Annotated in this window: 8 protein-coding genes; 6 read left to right on the top strand and 2 right to left on the bottom strand. The window is 56.7% G+C overall.

Annotated features, from left to right (window positions below; translation table 11 throughout):
- Positions 1–4: 4 nt before the first annotated feature.
- Positions 5–445 carry a very short patch repair endonuclease gene (locus tag CTB96_RS16920; protein WP_110127966.1) on the bottom strand — a complete coding sequence of 147 codons (441 nt, stop codon included), beginning with the start codon at positions 443–445 and terminating at the stop codon, positions 5–7.
- 616 nt (positions 446–1061) lie between these two features.
- Here CTB96_RS16920 and CTB96_RS16910 point away from each other — a divergent pair.
- The 6 genes from CTB96_RS16910 (at position 1062) to CTB96_RS16885 (ending at position 10298) form a co-directional block, all read left to right on the top strand.
- The gene (locus CTB96_RS16910; RefSeq protein WP_110127964.1) at positions 1062–3719 is read left to right on the top strand and encodes a Z1 domain-containing protein; all 2658 of its coding nucleotides are present in this window, start codon (positions 1062–1064) and stop codon (positions 3717–3719) included.
- A gap of 23 nt (positions 3720–3742) precedes the next feature.
- On the top strand, positions 3743–4711 hold the full coding sequence (locus CTB96_RS16905; protein WP_181397316.1) for a PD-(D/E)XK motif protein: 969 nt from the start codon (positions 3743–3745) through the stop codon (positions 4709–4711).
- The gene (locus CTB96_RS16900; RefSeq protein WP_146215845.1) at positions 4708–6549 is read left to right on the top strand and encodes a hypothetical protein; all 1842 of its coding nucleotides are present in this window, start codon (positions 4708–4710) and stop codon (positions 6547–6549) included. Before CTB96_RS16905 ends, CTB96_RS16900 begins: the two co-directional genes overlap by 4 nt.
- A 58-nt stretch (positions 6550–6607) precedes the next feature.
- A complete protein-coding gene (locus CTB96_RS20400; protein ID WP_146215844.1) occupies positions 6608–7420 on the top strand; it encodes a hypothetical protein in 813 nt (270 codons plus the stop codon).
- Entirely contained in the window at positions 7420–8580 is a 1161-nt protein-coding gene (locus CTB96_RS21070) for a DUF6339 family protein (RefSeq protein ID WP_345788788.1), read from the top strand. Before CTB96_RS20400 ends, CTB96_RS21070 begins: the two co-directional genes overlap by 1 nt.
- Positions 8581–8723: 143 nt before the next feature.
- Positions 8724–10298 carry a DNA cytosine methyltransferase gene (locus tag CTB96_RS16885; RefSeq protein ID WP_248283422.1) on the top strand — a complete coding sequence of 525 codons (1575 nt, stop codon included), beginning with the start codon at positions 8724–8726 and terminating at the stop codon, positions 10296–10298.
- Positions 10299–10653: 355 nt separating this feature from the next.
- Here the strand turns inward: CTB96_RS16885 and CTB96_RS16880 are convergent, their stop codons facing one another.
- Positions 10654–12405 (bottom strand): alpha/beta hydrolase, encoded by a 1752-nt coding sequence (locus tag CTB96_RS16880; RefSeq protein ID WP_110127958.1) that lies wholly within the window; start codon positions 12403–12405, stop codon positions 10654–10656.

The following is a 12405-nucleotide window of genomic DNA, read 5'->3' as shown; positions in this document are numbered from 1 at the left end:
GAATCTATCTGGACCGGTCCGCCGTCACGGACCCAGCCGTTCCTAGGAATTGGACGATCGAGTCATCTAACCGCGCCAAATCGCGGAGTTCACATTCCCATATGTTGAGGACCGACCAGCCCAGTGCTTCTAGTTCATCGCGTTTCACTGCATCGCGCACGACAGTGCGCCGCCGCTTCTCCTCCCAGAAAGCTGCATTCGTAACGGGCTTCACTAGGCCGAACCGGCATGAGTGGCTGTGCCAAAAACAGCCGTTGACGAATATGACGCATTTCCTTCGAGTGAAAACGATGTCTGGTGTACCAGGTAAGGAACGAACGTGCAACCGGTACCGGTAGCCCGCTGCATGAATCCTTCGACGCAACATCAGCTCCGGCTTGGTATCCGTCGCTCGAATACCAGACATATTCTTGCGACGTTGCTCTGGAGTGAGTACGTCGGCCATCCGTCGAGAATATGTGACTCAAGGCTGGTAAGCCAACGTTCAAGTGCGGGCGAGGGAGTCGACGCAGCGGCGTGTTCGCACCATGGGAGCTCCTGCGCAGCCAGCAGATGGGCGTGGATTACGCCGCAGCTACGAGACAGGCAGACCACCCTTCGACTCGGAGCCGCCCAGCTCGCCGAAGAGGTTGGGGAAGGTGCCTCTGATGACTTTGAGCAGCTCCGAGGCAATGACTTCATCGATCTGCAAAGACTGGCTACTCTTTGGCGCCGAGTGCCGATCATCCGATCCGAAGGTGCTGAGGTGGAGAATTGTGGTGTTCTCCGGGCCCGCCACCATTTGGAAATAGCAGTCGACAGATGAGCCGTGAATTGCAACATTCTGATGGCCTTTACTTAGTGACCGCACACGAGCCATTCTTCCCCCAATTAGCGTAGAGATGCAGAACCACTTCTGGCTCTCATCTGATCCTCAAGTAGCTGTGGCGAACAGCAAGGCCCTCCTGCAGAGGGCCCAGCTCGACAGCGAGACTACACCCGACGGCTCTGTCGTCTGTCGACACTATGTTTAGCAGTGGAGGTCCGTGATGTAGCGGGCGCGGGAGCGGTACGGGGGAAATATGAGCGAAGAGTCCATAGCCGAGGTCGTGGCCGATATCGCAGTGGGTGTGCGGGGCGGACTTTCTATCGACGGGGCCGTTGACCGGCTTAGGCGATGGGTGCCGAATGACGTGCTGGCGAAAGCCCGCATCGACTTCGAAACCTCGGTCGGATTGATCCGCAAGATGGACGATCCAGGAGTTCTGCTCTCCATGGAGACGCGAAAGAATTCTTGGTACCCGGGACCGCAGCCGACAGATTTCTTCTGGCCTCCACTACGAATAGAACTTGAACACAGCCTTGGTGAAAGCCCCGTCATAGGGATTGACTCTGCCTCTTCCGTAGTGCTATCCGCTATGAGGGCACCTGGAGTGCCAGAGTTCTCTACTCGGGGACTCGTCTTAGGTTATGTGCAGAGCGGGAAGACTACGAACTTCATTTCGGTGATCGCGAAGGCTGCGGATTCTGGTTACCGGATTTTCGTTGTTCTCTCTGGCACGACCGAGAATCTGAGGAGTCAGACCCAATCTCGCATCGACCAGAGTCTTGGTTCGCAAGCTTGGTACAAACTCACCTCCATGGACTCAGACTTTTACGAGGCCAAGGAGAATGCGGCTGCCCTACTTAGTGGAACTGACTTGCGATTCATAGCAGTGGTAAAGAAGAACCCGGCCAGACTTCGTCGATTGCGTGACTGGCTCGCCGCGGCCGGGCCGGTGCAGCTCGCCAACAACCCCATCCTTCTCATTGACGATGAGGCGGACCAAGCGAGCATTGATGTCGGACCTCGAGGCAGAGCATCCCGGATAAATGGCTTGATGAAGGAAATTCTTCGCAAACCGAAGGCAGCTTATGTCGCCTATACAGCCACCCCGTTCGCCAACCTTTTGATCAACGCAAATGATCCCCACGATTTCTACCCGAGGGATTTTGTGGTTCCGCTACCACGACCGGTCGGATATTTTGGCGCGGAGGAGCTCTTCGGACTGCCTGAAAAGACGCGACCCGAAGACTCAGATTCCGACGGGCTAAACGTCATTAGAACCATTCCCGACGACGAAGCTGCCGTGATTCGACCACCTTCCGGGAAGGGTGCGGTTTACGGGTGGGATCCAACCGTGGACAGGAGCCTGGGACAGGCAATTGAATGGTTCATCTTGGCAACGGCGGCAAGGCGTCTTCGCGGCACAGGCAACGTCCACTCCACCATGTTGATCCACACTTCGATGCTGGCTGAGGCGCACGTCCGGGTGGCAGGGGCAGTGAGCCAAAAGATACGGGCACTGGTCAAGTCTCTGGAAACTGACGACCGCGAGGCACTCGGACGTTTGGAAACTATTTGGAATAGCGAAGGTGAAAAGCTTCCCTCCTCACTTTTCGACTACCGGTTCTTCTCTTTCGAAGAGATCCGGCCGCTTCTTGGCTCGGTCGCCCGGCAGGTACGCACTGTCGTCGACAACTACCTGTCCACGGATCGGCTGGCCTACGACGACGAGATCCCGTCGGTGTCCGTTGTCATCGGTGGCAACACCTTGTCACGAGGGCTAACTCTCGAAGGACTGGTGTCGAGCTATTTCGTTCGCTCGGCGTCTGCATATGACACATTGCTTCAGATGGGCCGATGGTTCGGCTATCGGAAGGGATACGAGGATTTGGTTCGTATCTGGATGACATCCGAGCTGCATGAGTGGTTCATGGATCTTTCCATGGTGGAAGCTGACATCCGACTTGAAATCTCTCGATTTGAGGCCGAACATCTCACTCCCTCAGAAGTGGCAGTACGTATAAGGTCCCATCCTTCAATGGCAATCACTGCCGCGGCAAAGATGCGACATGCTGTACGAGCGCAGATGAGCTTCAGTGAGAAGCGACCACAAACGATCTTGTTCAATACCGAGGACAAGGCGTGGCTTCAAGGCAATATCGATTCCGTCAGACGCTTTGTCGGAGGACTCCTCCAGTCCGGCTTTGAGGAAAGTACGTTCGGCAAGGACCGTCGAGGGTTCCGGAACGTTCATGCTAGGGACCTTCTGGAGTTCCTGACCGACTACGAGTTCCACGCGAATTCCCAAAGCGTCAAGAGCAAGCTCCTGGTTGATTACATCGAAAACGAAAATCGAGCCGACAGCCTGCTGAACTGGAACATCGTATTTATGGAGCGCCCCGATAGCGAATCCTCCATGTTGGATTTGGGACTGAACGATGATGTCAGGCTCCTCCGAAGAAGCCGACTGAACTTGGCGAACCCGAGGATCGCGAATGTGAAGTCAGTGGTCTCGACGATCGACCGGGTTGCGGACATGGATTGGTCCTACGCTGAAATCCAAGCGGAGCTGGCTCAGAAGTCACAAAAATTGACCGACGCCAACTTGCTTGCTATTCGAGACGATGTGCTGGGCCCTCAAGGGCTTCTTTGCATCTATCCGATAGACAAAGATTCTCAACCCCAGCTCCCTTGGGACGAAAATTCCGCTCGTTCGCCCCTGGGCGCGGCGCTGGACGTGATCGGGATCGCGCTCTTCTTCCCTCGGGCACGCGCGAAGCACTCTGAGGTCGAGTATTGGTCGGCCGACTTGAGTGCAGAGACTTTTGAATCAGCCGAAGACGAAATCGAACAGATCAACAAAGCCGACACCCTGGACGATGGGATTTTGGCGACGCAGTCGGTGAAATTGTGAAGGCATCATCGGACATATTTGAATTGCTGAAGTTCGACGCTCCTGATGAGATGAAGCTGACGCGACGAGACACGGACATAGAAATCGATGGGTCAAACGTCGCTCATGCGCTTGATTCGCTGGGCCGCAGAGCGCTGGTCGTACCGCTTCAAGCGGGAGACCGTGAGGTCTTTGATACGGAGAGCCAGGGAGTTTCTCTCGAGACCTTTGGCATTCGACGCGGCGAAACGACGCACCGAATACTCATAGTGCGTTGCCTAGATCCACGACTCGATAGCGAATTTGGTCTCCTCGTAGACGATGTCATCCGCAACCTTCAGAAAAGCCAGATTCACCCCGGCCAGACCTGCTTGGAAATCCTTCACCGCTGGCGGACCCTGTTCGCGACTTTGGACGGCTCGGCTCTCTCAATTGAGAGTCAAATCGGTTTAATCGCCGAACTTCACTTGTTTGAAGCCATCGCGAGACTCGATCGAGACGCAGTCTTTGCCTGCTGGAGAGGACCTGATCGATCGCGGCACGATTTCGTGTCTCGTGAATGCGCCATCGAGGTCAAGGCCACCACAAAGCGAGACCAGCTCGTGGTTAGCGTGCACGGGGCGTTACAGCTCGAAGCGCCGGAATCTGTACCTCTCTATTTATATATAGAGCAGCTTGAGTTGGCTCCATTCGGCGACAGCGTCACGTCACTGGTGAATCGGATTCTGGGGCTCGGAATCGAGCCGCAGCATTTTCTTCGCGCCTTGGCAAAAGTGGGATTTCACCCCCAAGATTCTTCCCTTTATGCGGGCTTTACATACGTGACACTGCGTCGAAAACTCTGCCTAGTTGACGCGAAGTTCCCGAGAATCGTTCGGGCAGTCTTCACATCACCGGAAATGATCGATCGACTACCCCGCATAGAGTATTCCGTCGACGTTGGGCCCATTTCTGGCGCGGCGGAGGACTCGTCCGCCCTGACAGTTGCTTCAGAAATGTTGGCGAAACGATGAGCCTCGACCTCTACAGCGAGCCCTTCGCCGCCAGCGGTGGCATTGATGCTCGGTCAGCCCGACGCGCCATCGGTAAGCCGAACGTCGGTTTCTGGGAACTCTTTCTTCGAGAGACTCTCCAAAACAGTTGGGATGCCCGCCGCGAGCCCAGAATCACATACGAGGTCAGTGGACGTACGCTAAACCTCCACCAAATGGACCTTCTTCGTGAGGTCGTCTTTCACGCGCTTCCAGCGAACGCGTATTCGTTGCGCTCAAGATTACGTACCAGACGGTTTCGACTGCTGATCGTGGCCGATAGCGGGACTCGAGGCCTCGGCGGAGCGACGCGAGCCGACATCGCACCCCCGGTGGGACAAAGTACGGATTTTGTCGACTTCGTGCGCAACATCGGTCGTGCCGAAACCAAGCGCGTCGGCGGCGGCACGTATGGCTTCGGCAAAGGGGTGTTGTACGACGCGAGCGATGTGGATTGCTGCATGATTTACAGTCAAACGCTGATTGATGGAGAGGTCGAGAATCGCTTCATCTGTGTCTCAGTTGGTGATGAGCTCGTCTCAGACGGTAATCGATTCACCGGACGCCACTGGTGGGGTGCGATGGGGGAGAACGGGATACTAGAGCCAGTGAGGGGCGCAGCCGCCCGGAGCCTCGCAATCGAGCTGGGACTCACGGCATTGGGACCGCACGATACGGGCACCTCGATCGCCGTCATCGACCCGATTCTTACGGGCAGCGTTACCCTTACGGACGTGGTGAAGGCGCTCTCAGAGGCCGCGCTCCTTTGGGCTTGGCCGCACATGCTCGACAAGGATTCGAACGGCCCGACCATACAGTTTCGTTTCTCTGTCGACGACGAGGAAATGTCGGTCCCAGACCCTGCCTCGCATCCTCAGTTCGCTCAATTTACCCGAGCATTTGAACGTGCAACGAACGTACTTACCTCGGGGCGGGCGATTGACGAGTGGCCGTGGGTAGGAAAAGTCCTGCAGAGTCAACGGCCGCCTGTGAAACTGGGAGCGTTAGCTTATCGGAGTTACACGCCGCCGGCAGGCCTGAGCTCAGTACGATTTCCTCGACACATCGCGCTCATGCGCGACCCTCTGTTCATCGTGAAGTACATGGAGGTACAGGAAGACGCGAACGGGCAAGCTCTGGCTGGCGTCTTCGTCGTGGATCCAGAACAGAATCTCTTGTTTTCGAAAGCAGAACCGGTCGCTCACGATGATTGGATCCCAGCTTCCTTAGGGCTCGAGTCAGGCGAAACTAATAAGGTCCGCCTGGCCCTAAACAAGATCAGGGACGAATTTCGGTCCCGGATTTCACACGACGTGGGAGTCGCCGGTGAGGAGCACTCGACGGGCGTCGCCCATCTCTCGCGTCAGATGGGGACGCTACTTGCCTCGGTCTCGGGTTACGGAGCCGAAATCGAGTCGGGACGGGGACGAGTCGCGTCGACTAGGTCTGCAGAAGGGCGCGGCAATGGGATTTCGGTGCATCAAGACCCCGAAATACAGATGATGTCGATGGGGAGTTCTCGGGTCGCGTGTTTCTCCTTCAGTATCTCCACTGTGACTGGAATCGACCTCTCGAAGTTCTCGATCAAGGCCTCGCCCGTTGTCGTCCTGGAGGGGGGATCCGCCGAAGTCGATACACCCGCGGGAGGAGAAGCGCCAGTACTGGTCGGATGGTATTACGACGAGCGGCAGGTTGCGTCGTCCCAATCCGTTCCATTGAGCCAGATAAGAGCAGGGACACATGTCGTGCGAGTGGCTCAACCGCACGGCCTGGCGATCGGGCTCAACTTGAAGGTGGAGTCGGTCGATGAAGTCGGTTAGTCGTGGGTACCTGACACTTAGCGACAGGGACGTCCGCTGCGATCCATGGTCAGTCACGATGAGCGGCGCCTCGCCGCTCGCGGACCCTGTCCAGATCGAAGACTGGTCGTATTTTCAAACCATGGAAATCAGCGTTTCCGTGGAGGTCGACGTCGACAAAGCGCGCGTCGACTTGGGCCTCGGGCCCGACGCAAGACTCGGACTCGTGATTATTTGGACCTGCACAGGAACAAGCCTGCGCGGCAGCTCAACGATTTCCCTATTGGAAGGCGGCCAGACAACCGCACGACTTGTCCTCGACGGCGGTAATCTACGTCGCGACGTGCGACTTGAGTGTCAAGTGGTACTTGTCCAACCCTCGCTTGCTCCGACTTCTCAATTCGCTCCGGACGCTCCGGGTGCCATCCTTTGGGCGGCCGCTCGAGTAGTGAAACTCGAGGGCGATGGCGCCCGCATGCCCATCCTTGCCGTGTCATTTTCGAGATATCTCACCTCCGCAAGCGCTGGTTCCATGTGGTGGTTACGCATCGAAGGGGACGATCTCGACGCTCCTGCGGATTCGGCGCTTTGGCTTTGGATAAATGAAGAAAGCCCGATTGTCATGGAGATGCTCAACAAGCCCAGTTCCGACAAGGCGAAGCTCACATCGCATTTCATGCGACTGGACCTGTATCGCCAGCTTGTTGACTTTGGGCTCAAACACGACTCTTTTGATCTGAACACCGAGTACGAAGAGGGGAGTCTAGGGGCCGTAGTTGCAGGGCCGCTACGCCTGTTCAATGCCGATACAGCGACGCTTCGCGCGCGGTACCGTGACGACCCCCAGAGGCTTGAGGCCGAGCTACAAGCCCGAGTGGGTGGTCTCCAGTGATGGAACCGTCAGCAAGGATAGTTTCTTACCCGAGGCTGCGCATCTCAGAGGCGTCAAAGAGGCTCCAATACCTTTCGTCGCTGGAGCCAGAGGCGCTTTCGTCGTCCATAGTCACAGATACGTCGGGTGCAACGTTTTACCCAATGTCAACCGCGCGCGCTTCTAAGGCCGAATTGGAATCCATACACGACAGCGTGCTTCAGCTTGCCATCGCCCATGGGTTTCCAAGCGCGCGACCGCGTGGTAGCTCACTTCAATTTGATCAACAGCTGGCGGGCCTATTGGTCGACCTGTTGCCAATGCTCCCCGCCGAGGCCGCCGATGAGGGTGTCTGGTCTTTCCTGACTCTAAACGTTTGTCCGGACGTAGCATTTTGGCGATTCCCGAACGCTCGCAGTGATGATGGGTCGTTTCGTACGGACTACGAGCGACTCCTAGGACGGCCACGAAACGTGCTCAGGCGTTCGTGGTGGCGGGGGTACATCCTCGGGGCGGACCTGAGTGGAAGGCTCTTGGAGGATGAGTCTGTTGGCATTATGGAACGCCCCAGTTTGGGCGGCGATCCAACTCTCGCGCGGTCAATCGCACGGGCTCACCTTGCCTATGCGGAGCGCCGCGACTTCGGCCGAAGGCAGGATCTTTTGCGCGAATCTGCTAAGAGACTTCGACGCAGGTTTGCTGTCGTCTCTGTCCATTCGTTGCAGCCCAATCAAGTGGACACTCTCGTGCGGGATGTCTTCGCGGAGACTTTCAGTGCGATGAACGAAGGCTGCGCGACGGCTAGCTCATCTTCTGCTGGAGGTGCGATGGATGTTTTCCAGAAGCTTATTCCGGGCTTTTGGGAGTGTCTTCGTGCCGAGCTGGTAGTACCGGATCAGGCGGAAATCGACAGGCTGAGGGCCTCTGTCCCCACCTACGTGGAGTCTCTCGGTTCGAATCGAGAGTCCGCCATGCGATTGGGGGAAGACCTTGGGCTCCTTCATAGTGGTTGGGAATCTCGTGCAGAAGAGGCGCAGCGGATAGTGCGAGCAGTCACGGTCTATTTTCTTGACACAGAAGACAATGTTCCGGATTACTACCTGAGCGGCCTTAAGGATGACGATCACGTCATTGCGGCTGCTTTCACTGCCCTCGGGCTTGCCCGAGCTGAGAGTGCATGAGGCCCAGTGATTCCGTCGGAGAATGGGCATGGCAAGGATAGACGTGACCTCAAGTTGCGAAGCTCTTCATTGGCAACTAACCTGGCTACTTGCCGGGCGAGACGCTCGAAGCTGAAAGTTGAGATAGAGATTTGATTCCCGTTTTGGATATTTTCGCAGGTCCGGGCGGGTTAAGTGAAGGTTTCAACTCTCTTCGAGACTCGAACGGCCACGCAGTCTTTGAGTCCAAGGCGGCCATTGAGATGGAAGCGTCGGCAGTCAAGACCCTCGTGCTGCGCGGTGCGTTTAGATTGCTGGAGCGCGACGGCTTGGTCCCGGACTCCTACTATGGCTACCTTCGCGGCGAAATCACTAAGGAGGCACTCTTGGCGTCGCGCCTGTTCGGAGAGGCGCACGCAGATGTCGCGGAGGAGACTCACCAAATTGAGCTCGGTCCGGACAATCATGAGTTGACGGATGGAATCATAGCGAAGGCCATCGGGGGATCTGACAATTGGGCCCTCATCGGTGGGCCTCCGTGCCAGGCGTACTCCATTGTCGGGCGATCGCGGCGAAAGCATGATCTTCTATTTGAAGATGACAAGAAGCACTTTCTCTACCGGGAGTACCTTCACACGATCAGGCGATTCAAGCCGAGTGTTTTCGTTATGGAGAATGTGAAAGGTCTCCTTTCGTCGACTCACGATGGCGCGTCGATGTTTGACAGAATCCTCGAGGACCTCCGAACCGCCGATGACGGAGTTGAGTATGACGTGTACTCGCTAGTTCACTCCTCAGCACCTGGCGACCTCAGCCCCAAGGACTTTATTATCCGAGCTGAACTCTATGGAGTGCCCCAGCGCCGTCACCGAGTTATCTTGCTGGGCGTGAGAAGGGACCTAGGCCGAGTTCCCTCTATCCTCAAGCCCTGGTCTATGTTGAACACCGTCGCGACCGCGATTGGAGACATGCCACCGATACGTTCCGTGATTTCAAGGGGAGGCGATTCCGTCGAGAACTGGTTGAAGGTAAGGCAGGGTGCGCAACGAAACGTAGACGACATCGTGGCCGCGAAAACAGATTCCCGTTACTTGGCTCCGGATCAGGGGAACAAGTTCATTAAATCTGGTCAGCCAATGGGTCCCCTCAGTGAGGAGTCTGGTCGGCTGGGTAAGTGGCTGTCGGATGCACGGCTAGGAGGAGTCGCGGACCACGCCTCCCGACGGCACATGACCTCCGATTTGGAGAGATACCACTTCGCAGCCAGCTTTGCTCTCAAGGAAGACCGTTCGCCGCGGTTAAAAGACCTTCCCATAAGCCTGCTGCCCGACCACAAAAGTGCGACTGCCGAGGTCGCGGCATTTGTTGACCGTTTCAACGTTCAGGTTTGGAATAGGCCATCCTCGACGATCGTGTCGCACATGGCGAAGGACGGGCACTACTTCATCCATCCAGATCCAAATCAGATGCGTTCTCTGACGGTCAGAGAAGCAGCTCGCCTGCAGACGTTCCCCGACAACTACGCGTTCGAAGGCAACCAGACGCAAAAATACGTTCAAGTCGGAAATGCCGTCCCTCCCTTGCTCGCGCGTCAAATTGGAGAGATTGTGCGAGACCTCATGAGTCCGCTGCCCACAGATTCCAACGAAGACGATGCGAGGAGGGAGCTGCACGTGGAAGTCGCACAGGCGGAGATCGCTCTAGACCGTATGGCCTTCGCGTCGTCCGCGCCTGCGTGATGGCTCGGCAGTTTGTTCTTCATGCGAGGCGGCCACAAGGCCACGCCTTTTTGAGGGGCTAGCTTCCGAAGCCCGTGAACTGTTCATGCCAACCGAAAGCAGGACGAGCAACCAGCGGCGCAATGCCGCGTTGAGTTTCGACGCGTTTCCGGCGCAGGTCCGTGCATTGCTCGCTACAGCGATGACGATGAAGTCAATCTCTGATAGAGCTACCAGTTAACGCTAGCCTCCCATGCCACCAAAACGAGTACGGGAATTTCTGCCAACAGCCGGCGCCAGGCTGGTGGCACGGGGCCAATGGACTAGTGCACTCCTGCTTAATGGCAAGTGTCCCTCGCGGCACGTTTCGAACGTACTACGGCCTGATCGCCCAGTAAGTCTCTTTCCCACTCTTTCGCTCTTCTAACCGCAGTCTGCAGGAGGGGTCATGGTTCTGGTCGAGGACAGATCTCATGTCGTAGAGAACTGGGCCGGCCTCCGCGTAATATTTGTGTCCCAACAAAGACAGGTCGAACCCCGTTGCCTCAATAGTGTCAATGCCGGAGAGGATCGTTATTGGTGGGGTGAAGCCTGCTCGGTCTGAATCTTGCAGTGACTTTGCCAAAGCAAGCGCGCGATCCCGTTCGGAGACGTACATGGATGTGTTCTTCGAGATGGAGGGGTAGACGGCGGCGAGTGACCGGAAGACATCTACATCCATGTCAGCAGCGGCGAGGATGATTGACCCCAATTTGATGCCTCTCTTGGTCAGCGCTGCGGCGAAATGAGCCGTCGATCGCGCCACGAGGCGATTGCCCATCGAATGGACTATAAGGTCAACCCGGGACGCATCGGTCTTCGCAGCCAAATCCTCCAGAAACTGTGCAAACTGAACTTCACTGGCTTCGGCTCGATCCTTGTCAGCATCGTATCCGAGGAGTTGACCTTTAGACGGCCAACTGTAAAACGCGGTCAGCCCCTGGACCTTCAGGTCGTATCCGATTTGGGCGGCCCTTATTGCGGCTTTGTCGAATGTTGTGTTGTACCCGTGCACGTAGACCAAGACAGAGCGTTCGTTGGCATTCCGCTTTTCGAGCGCCTCGCGTATGGATCCCAGAAAATCATCGTTTGAGCCGAGGGGGGTTCGGGACTCAATCGAAAGTGGCCCGTTCCAAAATTTCTTGGGGAGCAGGAAGGCTAGCTTGTAGCCTAGAGATCCGAACTTGTGTGAGCGGGGAATGTTTACGCTGCACGTGCCGTAGTGCACCGTGCCCGATTTGTCCCGCTCGTTCAGGAAGCCTAAAGACTCGTCGGCTGGATTCTTTGGCTCTCGGTTAGTCCCGTACCAAACCGTATATAACGCAGGCCCTTCGTCAACGTCCGCGATCAGTTCCTGGCGGGGCGTTTGTTCGCTATGGGCAACATAGCGATCCTGTGGCTCGACCGTGGTCTCGCCCTCGGCTCGACGCGCTGAACGATCGCTGAGGAGTGTTTGAAACGGTCGCTCGACCCGCAATTCGAAGGCTTCGATCTCCAGCGTGGAAGTCAACCGAATGGAGCCCCCGGCTAAGGTCTCCGCGCTTGCGGCTAATACCTCGAGGACAGTCCAAACGCGTTGGGCGCGGCTTGCCTCGTCCACCGAGTGATACATGGACGTATCGCTGATCGATCGCGAAAGCCGGTCCAGGTCCGACAGCCGACTGGGGGCGACCACTTTTTTTAGGGCCGCCAGATCTGCAGCGATCTCCCTTGTGGTCTCTACGCGCGGAGAGTGACCCCGTGTCGTATTATCGTCGCGTCCATTCGTATCAACGAAAGCGCTGACTGTTACAAACGACTGTTCCAGCCATCCGAAGAGCGATTCAGGTTGCGCTTCACATGCTGCGGGTTGGTCCCAGAGCTCCTCAATCAAGAATCCAAAATGCATCTTTGCTCGACTGGCGTTAGGGCGTTTAGAAGATTGAACCGCATACTGAGCGATCGTCAGGCCTGACCTGAGGAGCTCCAAGAGAAATCTACTGGCGCTGTCGTCAGCATAGCCATCAGAATTCACTACGACGTCGCGTCGGAACTTCTCTCGGGAGGAGCGATCCCCCAAGTGTGCTTCCAGTTGCGCGAGGACGCTCAT

Source organism: Cryobacterium arcticum, assembly GCF_003185895.1.
In the GTDB taxonomy this organism is placed as follows: Bacteria; Actinomycetota; Actinomycetes; order Actinomycetales; family Microbacteriaceae; genus Cryobacterium; species Cryobacterium arcticum.
The sequence above is the reverse complement of the archived record's forward strand: the minus strand, read 5'-3'. Positions and strand labels throughout refer to the sequence as shown.

Coding starts and splice junctions, on each gene's coding strand:
- CTB96_RS16920 (WP_110127966.1), bottom strand. CDS start 445: ATGGCCGACGTACTCACTCCAGAGCAACGTCGCAAGAATATGTCTGGT.
- CTB96_RS16910 (WP_110127964.1), top strand. CDS start 1,062: ATGAGCGAAGAGTCCATAGCCGAGGTCGTGGCCGATATCGCAGTGGGT.
- CTB96_RS16900 (WP_146215845.1), top strand. CDS start 4,708: ATGAGCCTCGACCTCTACAGCGAGCCCTTCGCCGCCAGCGGTGGCATT.
- CTB96_RS20400 (WP_146215844.1), top strand. CDS start 6,608: ATGAGCGGCGCCTCGCCGCTCGCGGACCCTGTCCAGATCGAAGACTGG.
- CTB96_RS21070 (WP_345788788.1), top strand. CDS start 7,420: ATGGAACCGTCAGCAAGGATAGTTTCTTACCCGAGGCTGCGCATCTCA.
- CTB96_RS16880 (WP_110127958.1), bottom strand. CDS start 12,405: ATGAGCGTCCTCGCGCAACTGGAAGCACACTTGGGGGATCGCTCCTCC.